The following is a 16,456-nucleotide window of genomic DNA, read 5'->3' as shown; positions in this document are numbered from 1 at the left end:
CGCCGCCGGTCCCTCGACCGCTATCTGCTCGATGGTGGTGTCGCTCATCTGGCGTCTCCTTGATCATCGGATCCGCCGTTCATTGAACACTCCCGCAAGCGGCGAGAGTTCGCCACGCGCGAGGCAGAAGCCGTCTCGCGCATTGCTGCCCGACGATCTGCCGAATCGGCGATGCCATCAGCCTCCTTGCCATCTCCGTAGTGCCTGGACCGAAGCATCAAGGTTGAAGTGAAGCTCCCACTCAGTTGCTGTCCGGCGTGCGCTCACCAAGCTGTAGGACCCGGGCAGCGGAGAAAGTCCACTGGCCGAGTAGGCCGTCGTGTCGCAGCAGTGACGTCATCAAGGGCTTGAGGTGCGGCCGGGGAGTCAGGCGGCGATGAGGTCCTGCTCACGGTCCGGCGTTCCGACCTTGGGCTGCTTGTTCGGCAGCGCGAGCCGGAAGACCTTGTGCCACGCGGAGAACACCTGCTTGGGCAGCGGGCCGGTGATGTACTCCAGCTCGTACTTCTCGAACAGCGCGCGCACCTTCACCGCGACCTCGGCGTACCGGTTGCTCGGCAGGTCCGGGAACAGGTGGTGCTCGATCTGGTGCGACAGGTTGCCGGTCATGAAGTGCATGGCCTTGCTGCCGCTGATGTTCGCCGAGCCCATCATCTGGCGCAGGTACCACTGGCCGCGTGTCTCGCCCGTGATCGACCGGCGTTCGAAGACCTGCACACCCTCGGGGAAGTGCCCGCACATGATCACTGAGTGGGTCCAGATGTTGCGGACCAGGTTCGCGGTGAACGTGGCGGCGAGTGTGGTGAGGAATGAGGGGCCCGAGAGCAGCGGGTGGATCACGTAGTCCTTGAGCACCTGCTTGCGGATCTTGCGGCCCACGGCCTTGGCCCGCGCGCGGAACTCCGGGTTCTTACGGCGGCGCTTGTGGAGGTTCTTGCCGAGCTCCAGGTCGTACGCGGCGATGCCGTACTCGAAGAAGCAGGCGTTGAGGAAGTTCCACAGCGGCTGGCCGAGGTGGAAGGGGTGCCACTTCTGGTCCTCGTCGACGCGCATGATGCCGTAGCCGAGGTCGTTGTCCTTGCCGATCACGTTGGTGTACGTGTGGTGCAGCTCGTTGTGCGAGTGCTTCCACTGATCGGACGGCGAGACGTGATCCCACTCCCAGGTGGTGGAGTGGATCTTCGGGTCTCGCATCCAGTCCCACTGGCCGTGCAGGACGTTGTGGCCGATCTCCATGTTGTCCATGATCTTCGCCACGGACAGCCCGGCGGTGCCGATCAGCCACGCGGGCGGGAAGATCGAGAACAGCAGCACACCCCTGCTGACCAGCTCCAGCTTGCGCTGCGCCGAGATGATCCGCCGGATGTAGGCGGCGTCCTTCTCGCCGCGGTCGGCGATCACCTCGTCGCGGATGGCGTCCAGCTCGCGGCCCAGTTCCTCGATCTGCTCCGCGGTCAGGTGGGCGGTGGGGGCGATGGCGGTCAAGGTGTTCCTACCGTTCGATGTCGCAGGGGCCCGCCGCGGCGGACACGCAGGTCTGGATGAGGACGCCCGGCTCGGCCTCGGTGATCTCGCCGGTGCGCAGGTCGCGGACAGCGCCGGCCTTGAGCGGCGTGACGCAGCCGAAGCAGATGCCCATACGGCACCCGGAGGGCATGAGCACGCCGACCTCCTCGCCGATGTCGAGCAACGGCGTGGCGCCGTCCGCGTCGATGGTCTTGCCGGTGGCGCTGAACGTGACCTCGCCGCCGTCGCCGGCGACGACGATGCCGGGGCGGAACCGTTCGGTGTGCAGGCGTTCTTGGACGCCCTCTTCGGTCCAGTGCTCTTCGGCGGCGTCGAGCAGACCTGCGGGCCCGCAGGCCCAGGTCTCGCGCTGGGCCCAGTCGGGCACGAGTTCTTGGAGACGGGCGATGTCGAGCTTGCCGTCCGTGTCGGTGTGCACCTCGGTGAGCCGAAGCTTCTTGTCCGCGACCAGACTGTGCAGTTCCTTGCGGAAGATCACGTCCTGAGGCTGTGGCGCGCAGTGGACCATGACGACGTCGTCGAGTTCGATGTCGCGCAGCATGCCCATCACGGGCGTGATGCCGCTGCCGGCCGTCAGGTAGAGCACCTTGGCGGGCTTGGCCTGCGGCAGGACGAAGTCACCGGTCGGCTGGTCGAGCTGGATCAGCGTGCCCGGTTTCGCCCTGCGGACCAGGTGGTTGCTGACCTTTCCGTCCGGGATCGCCTTCACGGTGATCGTTACACGGCCGTCCCGGCGGTTTGTCGGCGAGGTGATGGAGTAGGCACGCCACAGGCGCACTCCGTCGACGTCGACTCCGATCCTCACGTACTGGCCGGCTGTGTGGCCGCGCCAGCCCCGCCCCGGCCTGATCACGACAGTCGCGGCGTTATCGGTCTCGGAGTGCACGGCCTCGATGCGCCCACACAGGTCAGCGCCCGCACGCAGCGGGCTGACCAGGTCGAGGTAGTCCGACGGCAGCAGCGGCGTCGTGACCATCTCCAGCAGTTTCCACGCCCTACTGCGGAGGGCTCCACTCGTCATGACTCCAGCTTGCTGCGCCTCTAGGCGTAAAGTCCTGACCACAGGACGTAAATCTGGTCGACTGAATTGTTCGCAGGGAACAAAAATGAGCTATGCAATCCGGAGGGCCAGCGAACTGAGCCTGGATGAGACGACGGTCACCGCCCTTCGGGCCGCACTGAAGACCACCGCCGACGAAGTCGTCCAAGCGATCATCGACGAGGTTCCTCCCTACGCCCATGCCTTGTCGGGCCGCATGGGCGCCACCATCCGCAGAGCCGTCCGCACCGCCCTGGCGCACTACCTGGACCTTGCAAGCGGGAACGCCACAGGCGGCGACGCCGGGGACGCCGCCTACGAGCTGGGCCGCGGCGAGGTGCGCGACGGCCGTTCGATGGACGCCCTGCTCAGCGCCTACCGCGTCGGCGCCCGGGTCGCCTGGCGATGTCTGGCAGCGGGTGCCGTACCCGCAGGTCTGCCCGCCGCCGAGGTCGCAAAGTTCGCCGAGCTGACCTTCGCCTACATCGACGAGCTCTCCGCCGCGAGCGCCGCGGGCCACGCCGACGAACTGGCCGCCCGGGGCAGAGCCCACGAGCGCCACCTGGAACACCTGGCCCGCGACCTCCTCGCCGGCGCGAGCCCGGAAGTGCTGCTGGCCTCCGGCCAACGGGCCAGGTGGCAGCCCCCGGTTTCGCTGACCGCCGTCCTGCTGCCCGCCGCCCAGGCCCGGCCTGCCTACCGGACACTCGACCCGAGCACCCTCGTCCTCGACGATTTGCCGGATGCCACCGGTGTGCTCCTCGTCCCCGATGCCGACCGATCACGTCTCCTACGGCAGCTGACCGACCGCGCCGCCGTGGTCGGCCCGGCCCGGCCATGGACCCACGCGTCCGCCTCGTACGCACGAGCCCTACGCGCGCGCTCCCTTTCCTCGGACATTCGCGACACCGAGGACCACCTGCCCGACCTGGTGCTCAGCGCCGACGAGGACGCGTTCGCGGACCTGCGCGCCCGAGCCCTCGCACCGTTGCAGACCTTGCCAGCCGCAACCGCACGACGGCTGGAGGAGACGTTGCGAGCGTGGCTGCTGCACCAGGGCAGGCGGGACGGGGTCGCGGCGGCATTGTTCGTCCATCCCCAGACGGTTCGATACCGGATGTCGCAACTGCGGGAGCTGTTTCCCGATCTCGCATCACCACACCGGGTCCTTGAACTGACGCTGGCGGTCGGTCTCCGGGTCCGCTGACGCGTCACCCGTCTACCGCCGCGTCCGCGAGCGTCCAGAAATCGTGCTCGTTCCCGGTGCCAAGCCGCTATGACCCTGGAAAACGGCTTTCCGGTCGTCGCGACAAGGGGCCGGGCCGCTCGTCCCAGGGACCACCGCCGTCCTGCGACGGCCCGTATCTCCCTCCCGGCAGCCGGCCGGACGGCCGGCCAGGGCCGACCTGGCACACCGCGCGAGGGATGATGGGATGGAGTACGAAACGTGAGGTCAGGAGCTCCCATGACAAAGCTGGTTCACCGACCTCGTGAGGACGCGGAGTTCAATTTCATCCTCGGGAGAAGCAAGGTTCCGGTCCTCGCATACTTCACCGGGGCATGGCCCAAGGCAATCCAGCCCTGTCGGGTGATGGATTTCATCGTGGGCGACATCGCCGCCGCCTACACGGACCGCCTGACGGTCGTCCGCACCGACATCACGCGTTGCCCGGCGGCAACCGAGCGATACGGGATCACCGGAGCCCCGTCCTGCCTCCTGCTGAAGGAGGGAGCGGCGGTGGCGCACGGCACGGGGCCTATGACCATCGACGAGGTACGAAAGTTCCTGGACGGTCACCTCTGAGCGGCCGCTGCGGCGCCCGGACCGCCGCTTCTCGTCGCGTTCGAAGCGGACGCGGGCGGTTGGCAGCCCATCGCCCGCCTTACCACCGCAGGGCGGTTCGAGGTCGTGCGCGAGACCGTGCTCAGGTACTGGCGGGACAATGCAGCCCCCGGTCAGAGCTTCGCTTCGTGGGTGCGGCCTCCGATGTAACCCCCGAGACCGCCAGGCACGGTCTCCTCGTCCAGCGCCGCACGCAGACCGGCGGGTCGGCCCGCGCGCCGGTTCCGCCGGTCATCGGGTTGGGCGGGTGGTGGCGAGTTCGGAGGCGCATTCAGGGCCGGTATCCGCTGTACGGTCGATCTTTGACCCCGTTGTCCGAGTCTCCGGGTCAGGACTCGACATCGAATTCGAATTCGTCGTGGCGGCGCTCCGCGATCTACTCCCGAGAACTCTCTTCACGACGTCCACCCCTGCATCTACATCCCGCCTGGAGACTGTCACGGACGCGGCCGGAGGTCTCGCTGGAGGACTGCCCTACTCGGCCGTTGAAGCCCTTGGCCGCCGCCTCCGCTCGTGCCCCATCCGTGCCCAGCAGAACGGGCACCAGCGGTCAGGTACGGTGCATCGAGGCCACCCCGACCCTGTGCGTCTCGGCCAACCGTGCAGGTCAAATCAGGAAAGGCCGCTCAAGAACCGCTGATTCCCAAGCTCGGAGCGCGAGTTCGATTCTCGTCACCCGCTCCATGAAAAAGCCCCAGGCCAGCGGCCGGGGCTTCTTTGTTGTCTAGACCGCGCTAGGCGTTCCGTGCCCGTTGCGTGCCCGATGGCGCTTCGGCTTGCTCAGCCTTCTCCCTCAGCCGCGCCGCCCTTACATGGGCATCAATGCCGGCGGCTACTTCCTTCTGCCGCTCAACGTCGGATTACTGATACTTCATGGCCGCCTTCTCCGAGGACTGGCCGGCTCGAACCATCGTGCGCCTTTGGAGCGAGAAGAGCGGCGCCACCTCCTCGCAGGTCGCTGTACTCGCAAGGCTCTTCGTCGCCAGCGGTGCACGCAAGGGCTCTGCTGGGAAGCACCTCATGGACGCAGCGGTGTCTTACGCCAGAGCGACCAAACTGCGCTTGGTTCTTGAGGTGTTGGTGAAGGATGCCGCAGTGATCCGCTTGTACGAACGGCTCGGCTGGCACCGATTCGGCGAGACAGTACATACCATTGCCAGCGGCGAGTTGATGAGTGTTGTTATGTGGTCAGCACGGTCGCGGTGCTACCAGGCCGATCGCAGATCCCGGCGGTCACTCGGAGTCTGCTCATGCAGGCCCCTGCCCGTGTCCGTCCGGAGCAGATAGCCCGGGTGCGGCGGAAGCTTCTCGGTGGGTGGGGCCGGTTCATGGAATCGCTCCGTGCGCGGAAGAGGCACTTCTACCAGCTTGCCGTCATGGATCATCCACAGTCCGAAGCATTCGTCGTCCTGGTCGTGGATCAAGACCTGCACACTTTCCGGGCAGGGCCACGGGAGGGACTCCAGGTGCCGCAGTAGTCCAGACCGCGGTCGCATCCGTTCGAACTCCGTGGCCCAACCGACGCCAAAGCCGGGCCACTGGCCCTCTATCGGCACGAATCGGCCTCGCCAGGTGCGCTTCTCGTCATCCTGTGTGAGTGGCTCCATGACCTCGTGCGCCAGTTGGGCCAACACGATGACCTGTGCGAATCTGCTCATGCCGGAGTATGGCCGTATGCCCTGAGGTCGCTGCAACAGATTTCGTAGCCCAGATGGGGCGCCACCCAAGTACCACCGAGCCGAGAGGACGGGGGAGGTTGCGTGCGCTTCCCGCATGCCGAGGCGGACAGATGTGCGCGGTGACATCCACGGCTGACACCAACAACCACGCACGGGGGCGGTCAGCGCCGTACTCCAACGAACCGCTAGCCGTGGATTCCGGCCGGTTGGCCAAGGTCGTCAACCCTTGGCATCGACCTGATAGGGATGAGGCCACGACCGACAGCAGTCGATAAGCTTCTCCGTGATGAGCTCGTCCGCACGGCAAAGGGCGGGACCCGGGGTGCGGAATGGGTCGCCTGCCTCATCCTTCACGCTCGTGCCCGTTGCGTGCCCGACACGACGGGGAACCACGGGAAAAAAGGGGAGATCAACAGTCAGCTCGAAGGTGACGCCTGATGCCGAATAAGCACAGGTCAGATGGCACTTTCCACGGTGATCAACCCGTGATTCCCAAGCTCAGAGCGCGAGTTCGATTCTCGTCACCCGCTCCATCAAAAGCCCCAGGCCAGCGGCCGGGGCTTTGTTGTTGTTCAAGCCCGATCGAGAGTGCCCTGTGTGCCCGTTATGCACTCAACGCGTCCGTCGGCTCCTTCGGGTCGCCAGCGCTTCTCGAGCACATATGTCAACTATGATAGTTGTTATATGCTTCAGTGTATGGAGACGAAGACCTACACAACCATCGACTTGCGCAAGGGGATGGGCGAGATCCTGGACCGGACCCGGATCGCCGGTGAGGCCGCTGCCATCACCCGCAAGGGGAAGACGGTCGCCTACCTGGTGCCGGCCGAGTGGTTCGAGGAGATGGCCCGTCGGCACCAGTCGCACGAGGACCGGCACGAGGCGGCCTGACCCACCCTTCATATCAAGGAGCCCGGACCATGCCCGCCCATGCACTCCACTTCGATGGGTACGAGGGGGAACCCCTGCGGTTGCCACCCATGCCCGAACGCACGCCTCAGGCACTCAGGTTGGCCATTCAGGAACACGCCCCGCACCTCCTCCCGGACTTCGAGGCCCACTGGAAGCGCGTCATTGGTGACGCCTTCAACATCACCCCCGTTCCTGCCTTCATGCGCCTGTGGTGGACGCAGTACGCCATCGCGCGAAATCCCGCACTCGACTCGCACCTTCGCGATCTCGAAGCCCGCGCCGCCGAGTCCGACGACCCCGAGGAGTCCATCCGGCTCCTGGAGGAGTACAGCCGCCTCCGGCACGAAGCCGCCGAGAGGAAGCCCGGAGAGTGATCGACGAACCACCCCGGCCGCCCTGGCAGATGGACTGGACGAAGCAGGCGCAGCACGACTTCCAAAGCATGCCTGCCGAAGGCAGTGACCTGGTCATGAGTGCTCGTGCGGAACTGATCACCGCTGAAGACCCATACTTTCGGGGAATCGACGCCGACGCCTCGCTCCCGCACTGGATGACCGTCCGGCCACTGGCTTCCACGAACCCCGGCGGCCCCCACATCGTGGACCTGGCCGGCGGACGCGGCTGGCTCATCTACACCTTCATGCGCCGCCACGCCGACCCACAGATCGTCGTCACCGAAGCCTTCTGGGCCTGACGCCTGCGTCACCGCAGCGTCTGCACCACGGGAGGCTTCCTCTTCCTGCCACCGCTTCGGCACATCACCTCAGGTTGATGACCTGCCGTCGGCGTGCCCCATCCGTGCCCTTCGGAGCGGACAACAGCGGTCACGTGCGGCACGCAGAGACCGCACCGACCTCGCACCCTCCAGCCGAACCTGCAGGTGAGGTCGGTTTTGGCTGTCCAAGAACCGCTGATTTCCAAGCTCAGACGGCGAGTTCGATTCTCGGCACCCGCTCCGTACGAAAGTCCCGGGTCAGAGGCCACAGGCCCGGGACTTTGTTGCTGTCTGGTCCGGACAGGTACCACGTGCCCGATCCGCGCCCCATGCCCGGTCAATGGAGCGGTGCCCGGAACGCCCCACCGTAGAGTTCGTCGAGATCTATGAGCAGCAGCCCACCGTCCTCGCCTCGTGCTCCACGCGGCACTTCACTTCGCACCGAGTCTCTGAAGCCGGCTGCGCTGAAACAGGCGAGCTGACATCGGCCGGCTTCCCCGCTTCGCGCGGCAAGGACTTCTCTCGCCGGAGTCGGCCGCTCCAGGTGGCCCACCCGGTGACGGTGCCCCATTTTCGGCTCGCCGAGCGGGTGAACCACTTGCTTCCTGCCTCCGTGCCCCGGGTTGGCCGAGACGAAGTGAGGCGGAGCGGAAGTGGTGTTCGCGACAGGGAACCCGGGATATCCGAATCCCTTCATAGTCGGTGCCGCATACCGACAACTCCCTCTCACTGAAGGCACGATGACTCAACTCGCACGCACTTTCCGTAGTACTTTCCGCACCGCGTCACTGGCGGCGGCGGCGCTCGGCACCACTGCCGGGCTCATCGGTGGCTTCATGGCCCCGACTGCGTCTGCTGCCGAGTCGGCCCAGCCGACCTACGACAACTACGTGGCGCTCGGCGACTCATACGCCTCCGGTGCGGGTCTCAGCTCGGTGGATGACGCCGACTGCGACCGCACCGGAGAGAGTTATCCCGCGGTGATTGCCGGGGCAGTGAAGGCGAAGTCCTTCAAGAACGTCACCTGCAGTGGTGCCACCACGGCAGAGATGGCCAAGGCTCAGGGCACCAACCCGGCCCAACTCAGCGCCCTGTCGGCCGACACCGATCTGGTCACGCTGACCATCGGGGGCAATGACATCGGGTTCACCGAGATCATCACCAACTGCGTCGTCGGCAGCTTCAGTGATCCGACCGGCAGCCCCTGCAAGACGCATTACAACGCGTCCGGCAGCGATGCCATCACCACGCGCATCAACTCCACGGCGGCAAAGCTCACGGTCACCCTGCAGTACATACGCGCCCTTGCGCCCAAGGCCCGGGTCCTGGTGGTCGGTTATCCGTCGCTCGTTCCGGACGACGGTAAGGCCTGCCGTCCCGGCGTCCCGTTCGCGGACGGCGACGTGCCCTACCTCCGCGATGTGAACAAGAAGCTCAACCAGGCCCTCGCCGACCGGGCCAAGAGCGCCGGCGCGGAGTACGCCGACACGTACGCGATGACCATCGGCCATGACATGTGCAAAAACGAAGCCGACCGGTGGATCGAGCCCCTCGAGACGAAGCTCGCGCCGGCGCACCCGAACAGGTGGGGCCAGTACGCGATGGCCTACGGCGCCTACAACCAGCTCCGCAACTAGGATCCGGGCTCCGAACACTTCGGAGTGCGGGGTGCACCTCCGTGGGAGCATGCCGGGTCTTCTCCCGGCGCACCTCCACTGACTGAGGGGGCAGGCTCATGGCTCGGAGCCATGAGCCTGCCCTTCACCGTCGTCAGATGTGCGTGTTCGTGGCCCACACCTGCTTCCCACCGGCCATGATGACGACGTTGCCGCCGGGCTGGATGACCAGGGTGGCGTTGGTGAAGCCCGCGGGGTTCGAAGCCCATATCGCTCGGCCGGCCGCGGTGTAGACGACGAGATTGCCGTCGTCCTGGAAGGCCGCCATGTTGTCCTTGCCGGAGGTGCCGGCGGCCCACATCACCCGCTTTTCCTGCCGGTCGTAGAGCACGAGGTTGCCATCGGCCTGCATGCCCAACTGCAGTCGGCCGGACTTCCAGGACGTGGCTGCGTGAAGCTTCGCGACCGGCTTGATGACGAGCGGCGCCGGGGTCGCCGCAGGGGCATCACTCGCGACGTGTTTCGGGATCTTGGCCTGGGCGGTCGCCTGCCCCGTCGGCGAGGTGTGCGTCGTGGTCCCTGTGCTGGGGAACGGGGCCCCTGCGCTCGGGAGGGCCCCGGAGGGCGCGAGGCTCTTGCCCTTGCCTGCGGGCTTCTTGGGCGTCGCCGGCGCGGTTTCCAGCCCTCCTGGATCGTCGGCCAGGCTGTTCTCCGCCTCCGGCGATGTGGTCGATCCGACAGCCGCGACCTTGCTCGTGTCGTCCGCCGATCCCTTGCCGTGGCTCATGAACGGCAGGGTGATCAGGGTCACCGCCACAACACCCACCACGCCCACAACAGCCGACAGCACCTTCGTCCGGCGACCGCGTGAGCGGCGGTCATCCGACGGTTCCTGCGAACCGTCGCCGTCCTGCCCGGCCAGGGCCACCACAGTTATCCCGGTGGCGGGCCGCTCCCGCTCCTCCGCCCGCTCCTCGGTCTGTGCCTCCCCCACCGGCCCCCGTTCGATCAGCAGTAGTTTCTGTGCGGCCTGCTCGGCCGTCATCCGGTCCTGCGGGTCCTTGCGCATCAGGCCCTCGATGACCGGCGTGAGTGCTCCCGCCCTGTGCGGCGACGGCAGTTCCTCGTCCACGACGGCGCGCAGTGTCGCCAGCGCCGTCGATTGACGGAACGGCGAACGGCCCTGGACGGCTGTGTAGAGAAGCGCGCCCAGCGACCACAGGTCGGAGGTGGCGTCCGGAGTCCGGCCCAACGCCCTCTCCGGCGCCAGATACTCGGGGGAGCCGACCATCTCGCCGGTCATCGTCAGCGCTGTGTCTCCCTCCACGGTGGCGATTCCGAAGTCGGTCAGTACCACCCGGCCGTCCTCGGCCAGCAGGACGTTGGCGGGCTTCACGTCGCGGTGCAGCACTCCTGCCCCGTGCGCGGCACGAAGCCCGGCCAGCACCTTGGCGCCGATGCGCGCGGCTTCCTTCGGTGACAGCGCGCCCGTTGCGGAGATGGCGTCTGCCAGCGACCGGCCGCGGACGAGTTCCATCACGATCCACGGACGGCCGTCGAAGGTGACCACGTCATAAACGGTCACCACCTCAACGGAGTCGACCCGTGCCGCCGCCCACGCCTCGCGCTCCAGCCGGGTGTACAGACGCGATCGGTGCTCTGCCGGCAGCTCGGCGGAGGCGCGTACCTCCTTGACCGCCACCTCACGGTGCAGCACTTCGTCGTAGGCGCGCCACACGGTGCCCATGCCGCCTTCGCCGAGTACCGACAGCAGTCGGTAACGCCCGTCGACCGACTGCTTGTTACCGGCGTCCGACGGGATCGATTCCTCGTTGTGCATGGGGGAGAACTCCCTGTCTCGACGAATACCAGGGCCAGTATGATGAATGCCGCCACATCTACTGAAACCGTGTCCTGCATGATGACGTTCTGTACCGCTGCGTACGGATGTCACAGGCGTCTGGCTCCGCCATGAAGCACGTGATCGCGCACATGAAGGGGAACGGCGGTGGGGTCGGTGTCAACGTCTTCTCCACCCTGGGCGCATACCTGCGCATCCCGAACGCCGCCGCGTACATCACCTCGAAGGCACCAGACGGTCAGGGCCTGTCCGGCTGCGTGAACGCCGACGGACAACGGCGCGATACGAACGTCTGCGGAGGACCGCCTGCGGACCGTCTGTCCCCGCCATCGCGTCCCTGAGGACGATGCCCACCACCGGGCCGGCACACGGTCAGTGCGTGGGGGCGCGCTTCTCCAGGAGAGTGCCGTGGCGATGCGTGATCGACATCAGCTCGCTGGGGGCGTCCAGTTCCAGGCGGTGCCAGCGGCCGCGGGGGACGATCACAGCGGTGCCGGCACGCAGACGCACCATGTCCTCAGTGGCACCGGGCCCGGTGGGGCGGAAGTAGAGGCGCACGCCGCCGGTCAGCAGCACACCGCCTCCTCCGCCGCCGGGTGCATCTCCCAGTGGTCGGCGTGGACGTCGGCGTCGTCGGCCACGCGGAAGGCCGCGATCTGCCAGGCGTCGGGGTCACTGCTCGTCATCCGGCGTTCGGCGGCATGGACGTCGCCGTCGGTGTGGAAGAGCAGTGCCGAGGCGAACAGATCGATGGGGGTCGTCGTCATGACGGTGTTCCTTCCAGTCGGTTCTCTGCAGTTGCGGTGGATTGCGTGACAGGTGCGGCGGTCCGATGCCGGGGCAGCACGCTGATCGCCACGACCGCCGCGGTCACGAAGAGGCCGGCGGTGACGGCCAGGCCCAGGGCGTAGCCCGCGTTGACCGCGTTGACCGCGGCGGGGCCGGTGGCCCTGCCGGTGCGGTCATGGCCGGAGAGATCACGGTCCGGGCGACAGCGGCCCGGCGGCGCGCAGGTGATGACCGCGCGACCTACGGGGAGCAGGTCTTCGCCGGTCTTGACCCGAGCCGGCTCCCCCGCCTGGCGCAGGTAGCGGACGGCTGGGCGTCCCTGACCGCCGAGGACACCTACCTGGACGGGCTACGAGCCCTGGTGAAATGCCTCCTCGCCGACGCCTGACGGTTCGCCGGGCCCCTGTCATTCCCTGCTCAGCCAAGCAGCCAAGCAGCCATGCGGTCGGGCGGTCGGGCGGTCGGGCGGTCGGGCGGTCGGGCGGTCGGGCGGTCGGGCGGTCGGGCGGTCGGGCGGTCGGGCGGTCGGGCGGTCGGGCGGTCATGTCACGTCTGCGGCAGTCGCTTCGCGATGTTCCGTACGACGATGCCTGCGAACTCCGCTGCGGTGTTGCATAGTTGCTCGGCCGGCTGCCGGGCGTACACGGTCAGCTGGACGATTTCGGTGGTGCGGGCGCCGACCGAGTCCGTGTAGGTGCGGTGCGGAGTCCGTACGGTGCAACTGTCGTCCTCGGCCTCATCCGCGATGAAGTAGCTCTTCGTGCCGGCGACGTTCACCGGCGTTCCGTCGTCGGCGTCCAGCGAGTTGTCACGGCTGATCTGGATCTCCACCGCCCGGTTGCCGTCGTCGCTCGACCAGTCGCAGTCCCAGGAACCGAAGCCGCGGTCCCGGTTGTCCACCTCGACGCCCGGAAGCCGCTCGAGATCGCCGGCGCCGAGCAGCGTGCACGTGTCGAGCCGGGCCAGGGAGTTCTTTGCCGGCGCCGGCGAACGCCGGGGCACCGGGCCATCCGCCAGCACGCCGACCACGTGATCGGTTGCGGCGTCGGCCATCCGGCACGGGTCGGGCGCCGCCTCGTTGAGCTGCTTGCCCCGGACGCGGATCTGCTTGCCGTCGGGGGTCAGGACGGCCCGCTCGCAGTCCTCCCCGTCACGCTTGAGTGTCACGACCGTGACACTGCCCACCACGCGGGTGGACAGGACCTCGTGGAAGTCGTCCCGGTCCGAGTCGAGGTTGACCTCGATGTCCGCGATGTCGTCCCCGCTGCTGTTGCGCACGAGGACGTCGCACCGGTCGACCTCCCCGTAGTCAGGGTCCAGTGCTGTGCTGCCGAAGCGGCTCAACGAGGCCGCGGCGAGCAGCCCGCACGGGTTCGCCGTTCGCTCGTCGCCGATGGCGCCGGCCTGCGCCGTGGCCGACGGTTTCGCGTCGGCCACGCCGGTACGGCCACCCTTGTCGCCCTCGTCCTTCGAGGCCCACGGGCCGAAGAGGACGAGACCGGCCGTGAGCGCACCCGCCACGGCCAGCGCCACCGTCGCGACCGCCAAAGGGTGGCGGCGCCGGTGTACGGGCCGTGGCGGCTGGAGCATGAAGGGCGTGAAGTCCCGCGAGTGGCCCAGGAGTCGCGACAAGCGGAGCGTGCGGGACGCGAAGTCCCGCGTACGGCCGTCGTGCAACTGCTCCTGTACGTGCGGGGGCGGTGGTGTGGCGCGCGTCAGCAGCTTCTGAGCCCTGGGGGCGTCGGGCCGGCTCCCGGGCACCACCTCCAGCAGAGCGGTGAGCGGTCCGTGCAGCGGGCCGGCCCGGTGCATGGGCTCGATGCGTCCCTCGACGGCCCGGGCCAGATACGCCATGAGGTGGTCGGCCTCCCCGTACGGCGACTGGCCCTCGACCGCCGCGAAAAGGGAGGCGCCCAGGGAGAACACGTCGGACTTCTCGCCCACGGGCTGCCCCTTGGCCACCTCCGGGGCCAGATACCGGGGTTTGCCGCGCACACTGCCCGTCGTGCTGTGTGTGGCGTCACTCCACAGGGCCCGCGAGATCCCGAAGTCGGTGAGCCTCGCGATGCCTTCGTCGGTCACGAGGATGTTCTCCGGCGTCACATCGCCGTGCACCACACCCTCGTCGTGCGACTTCGCCAGCGCGGCCGCGATCTGGCAGCCTATCGACCCGGCCTCCTCGGGCGTGAGCAGCCCGCCCTCCGCCATGAGCTGCGCGAGACTGCGCGCGGGGACGTACTCCATGATGATCCAGCAGGTGGCACCCTCGTCGACGAAGTCGAAGACGCCCACGATGTTCGGGTGGTGCAGCCGCCCGGCGTTGCGCGCCTCGCTCATGAGCCGCCGTGCGGCCCGATCGTCCTCCAGGCGTGCGCACTTGACCGCGACCCGCCGTTCGAGGCGCTCGTCCCAGGCCAACCAGACGACACCCATCCCGCCTCTGCCGATGGGCTCCTGCAAGAGGTATCGGTCGGCGATCCTGTCCCCGGCCTCCGGTGTCACCAGCACCGCCCCACCCCTCGCCCCACAGCGGACCGCACCGATACAGGTCACGGAGTGTACCCATTCGGCACTTGACGGTGATCTCCTTCACCGAACTTCGTGCGAACTCGCCCAGCCCCCACACACAGCGCACCGGGTGAAGAGAGGGGTCCGGTCGTCCAGGTGCTCCGCCGGGCCTCCGCTGCGCAATCCGACGCATGCGCCGTGCCGTTCGGGTGACAACCGTTCGCGCCGCTCGGATCCGGCGCCCTCCGAGGTCCATACCTGACCCCATGGACAGGAAACTGCCGAGACGAACGGTGTGTGTTGCAGTGCGAGGAGAGAACCCCGGATCCCTTCGGCATCGCGTGGTCGCCGGATGCTGTGCCCTGTTGCTCCTCGCCCTGACTTCAGGCGCGGCAGCCCAGGCGGCCTCCTCGCCCGACGACCGCGGCGCCGCCGACCGCCTCGACCCGCGGATCACGGAGATCATGCGGAAGCCGGACTACCCCAACGCCCAGTGGGGCCTGCTCCAGCAGGACCCGGACAGCGGACGGGTCGTCCACAGCCGGTTCGCCGAACAGTTCTTCATCCCCGGGTCGGTGGCCAAGCTGTTCGGCACCTCCGGAGCGTGGGACGCCCTCGGCGGCGATCACCGCTTCAAGACGCCGGTCTACGCGGTCGGCGAGCGCCGCGGCAGCACACTGAACGGCAATCTGGGCCTCGTCGCCCAGGGCGACCTGACCATGGGCGGCAGGACCCGCCCCGACGGCACGGTCGACTACACCGACCTCGACCACACGTACGCCGACGACTTCCCCGGCGCCACGCTCACTCCGGAGAACCCGCTCGCCGGGATCAACAAGCTCGCGCAGCAGGTGCGGAAGTCCGGCATCACCCGCGTCAACGGAAACGTGATCGTCGACGACCGGCTCTTCCGGCCCGAGCCGGTCTTCGTCCCCGTCCCGACGCCGCTGATCATCAACGACAATCTCATCGACCTGCTGACCACCCCCGGCGCCCGCCCCGGCGCGCCCGCACAACTGGACTGGCGGCCGAGAGTCGCCCCGTACCGCGTCACGTCCACCGTGAAGACCGTGGCGGCGGGCCGTCCGACGGACATCGAGGTGACGACCTCCGACAACGGCACGCGGATCCGCCTCTCCGGCACCATCGCGGCCGGCTCCGACCCGGCTCTGAAGGTGTCGCCCATCACCGACCCCGCGGCCTTCGGACGCACCGCGCTGATCGAGGCGCTGGGACGGGCCGGGGTGAAGGTGACGGCGAAGCCGACCGGCACCAACCCGGTCGGGCAGCTCCCCGGCTCGTACAAGGGCCGGCCGCGCGTGGCTCTGTACACCTCGCCGCCGTTCGCCCAGTACGCCAAGCTCATCTTCAAGGTCAGCCACAACCTGGGCGGCAACCTCGCCATCTGTCTGATGGCGGTCGCGGTCGGCAGCAAGGACTGCATGGACGGCTTCCCGGTGCTGGCCCGCTTCCTGGATCGTGCGGGTGTCGACCGCAAGCAGGTCCAACTCCTGGACGGCCGGGGCGGAAACCCCGCCGACCGGACCACGCCCAAGGCCGTGGTGCAGCTGCTGACGTACTGGCAGCACACCCCCGAGGCGGCGGTCTTCCGCAATGCGCTGCCCATCCTCGGCGTCGACGGTCTGCTGGCCGAGAACTGCACCCACTGCCCCGCCCGCGGGAAGGTGTTCGCCAAGACCGGCGCCGCCGTCGGGCTGGACGCGCTCAACAACCGCCTGGCCGTCGGCGCCATCACGATCGCCGGCTACCTGGACAAGGGCAACGGCCGCTTCGACGCCTTCTTCGCCGGTGTGAACGGCGCCTCCACCCCGGACACCGACGTCAACGGTGTCCTGGACATCGCCGATGACCTCGCCATGATCTCCGCGTACTTGCAGGAGGCGGCAGCGCGGCAAGGAGGCTGAGGAGGCTAAGGGGGCTGAGGAGGCTGAGGGGGCTGAGGGCTC

General features: G+C 67.9%; 12 protein-coding genes and 3 pseudogenes. 10 read left to right on the top strand and 5 right to left on the bottom strand.

All coding sequences use genetic code 11. The features are described from left to right. Positions 1–366: 366 nt before the first annotated feature. Together ACIBJG_RS30595 and ACIBJG_RS30590 are read right to left on the bottom strand one after the other, a co-directional pair. On the bottom strand, positions 367–1,485 hold the full coding sequence (locus ACIBJG_RS30595; protein WP_399312362.1) for a fatty acid desaturase family protein: 1,119 nt from the start codon (positions 1,483–1,485) through the stop codon (positions 367–369). Between the two features lie 7 nt (positions 1,486–1,492). Next, complete coding sequence (locus ACIBJG_RS30590; RefSeq protein ID WP_123460219.1) at positions 1,493–2,548, bottom strand: ferredoxin reductase; 1,056 nt, start codon at positions 2,546–2,548, stop codon at positions 1,493–1,495. Positions 2,549–2,633: 85 nt separating this feature from the next. Between ACIBJG_RS30590 and ACIBJG_RS30585 the strand changes: the two genes are divergently transcribed. The 7 genes from ACIBJG_RS30585 (at position 2,634) to ACIBJG_RS30555 (ending at position 9,352) form a co-directional block, all read left to right on the top strand. Next, entirely contained in the window at positions 2,634–3,773 is a 1,140-nt protein-coding gene (locus tag ACIBJG_RS30585; protein WP_399312360.1) for a PucR family transcriptional regulator, read from the top strand. Positions 3,774–4,031: 258 nt separating this feature from the next. After that, a complete protein-coding gene (locus ACIBJG_RS30580) occupies positions 4,032–4,370 on the top strand; it encodes a thioredoxin family protein (protein WP_399312358.1) in 339 nt (112 codons plus the stop codon). A 912-nt stretch (positions 4,371–5,282) separates the two neighbouring features. Then, a complete protein-coding gene (locus ACIBJG_RS30575; protein WP_399312357.1) occupies positions 5,283–5,696 on the top strand; it encodes a GNAT family N-acetyltransferase in 414 nt (137 codons plus the stop codon). Between the two features lie 1,088 nt (positions 5,697–6,784). After that, a complete protein-coding gene (locus tag ACIBJG_RS30570; protein WP_073728184.1) occupies positions 6,785–6,979 on the top strand; it encodes a type II toxin-antitoxin system Phd/YefM family antitoxin in 195 nt (64 codons plus the stop codon). A 29-nt stretch (positions 6,980–7,008) separates the two neighbouring features. Continuing rightward, positions 7,009–7,374, top strand: coding sequence for a hypothetical protein (locus ACIBJG_RS30565; protein ID WP_399312356.1), 366 nt, complete (start codon positions 7,009–7,011; stop codon positions 7,372–7,374). After that, positions 7,371–7,694, top strand: a complete 324-nt coding sequence (locus ACIBJG_RS30560) for a hypothetical protein (RefSeq protein WP_399312354.1) — start codon at positions 7,371–7,373, stop codon at positions 7,692–7,694. The genes ACIBJG_RS30565 and ACIBJG_RS30560 overlap by 4 nt, the downstream gene beginning before the upstream one ends. 761 nt (positions 7,695–8,455) lie before the next feature. Further along, positions 8,456–9,352 (top strand): SGNH/GDSL hydrolase family protein, encoded by an 897-nt coding sequence (locus ACIBJG_RS30555; protein WP_399312352.1) that lies wholly within the window; start codon positions 8,456–8,458, stop codon positions 9,350–9,352. A 133-nt stretch (positions 9,353–9,485) separates the two neighbouring features. Here ACIBJG_RS30555 and ACIBJG_RS30550 read toward each other — a convergent pair whose 3' ends face one another. Further along, a complete protein-coding gene (locus ACIBJG_RS30550) occupies positions 9,486–11,171 on the bottom strand; it encodes a protein kinase (RefSeq protein WP_399312350.1) in 1,686 nt (561 codons plus the stop codon). Between the two features lie 97 nt (positions 11,172–11,268). Here ACIBJG_RS30550 and ACIBJG_RS30545 point away from each other — a divergent pair. Then, positions 11,269–11,422 (top strand): annotated as a pseudogene (locus tag ACIBJG_RS30545) (short-chain dehydrogenase); the annotation flags it as partial. Between the two features lie 142 nt (positions 11,423–11,564). Here ACIBJG_RS30545 and ACIBJG_RS30540 read toward each other — a convergent pair. After that, positions 11,565–11,959: pseudogene (locus ACIBJG_RS30540) on the bottom strand (cupin). 200 nt (positions 11,960–12,159) lie between these two features. Between ACIBJG_RS30540 and ACIBJG_RS30535 the strand changes: the two are divergent. Further along, positions 12,160–12,369, top strand: a pseudogene (locus ACIBJG_RS30535) (TetR/AcrR family transcriptional regulator); the annotation flags it as partial. A 158-nt stretch (positions 12,370–12,527) separates the two neighbouring features. Here the strand turns inward: ACIBJG_RS30535 and ACIBJG_RS30530 are convergent. Next, the gene (locus ACIBJG_RS30530) at positions 12,528–14,489 is read right to left on the bottom strand and encodes a serine/threonine-protein kinase (RefSeq protein ID WP_399312349.1); all 1,962 of its coding nucleotides are present in this window, start codon (positions 14,487–14,489) and stop codon (positions 12,528–12,530) included. Positions 14,490–14,854: 365 nt separating this feature from the next. Between ACIBJG_RS30530 and dacB the strand changes: the two genes are divergently transcribed. Beyond that, positions 14,855–16,414 carry a D-alanyl-D-alanine carboxypeptidase/D-alanyl-D-alanine-endopeptidase gene (gene dacB, locus ACIBJG_RS30525; RefSeq protein ID WP_399312348.1) on the top strand — a complete coding sequence of 520 codons (1,560 nt, stop codon included), beginning with the start codon at positions 14,855–14,857 and terminating at the stop codon, positions 16,412–16,414. Positions 16,415–16,456 lie beyond the last annotated feature (42 nt).

The sequence above is a fragment of the Streptomyces sp. NPDC050422 genome, from assembly GCF_044458665.1.
Classification (GTDB): domain Bacteria; phylum Actinomycetota; class Actinomycetes; order Streptomycetales; family Streptomycetaceae; genus Streptomyces.
Note: the sequence above shows the minus strand (reverse complement) of the source record. Positions and strands in the feature narration are given on the sequence as shown.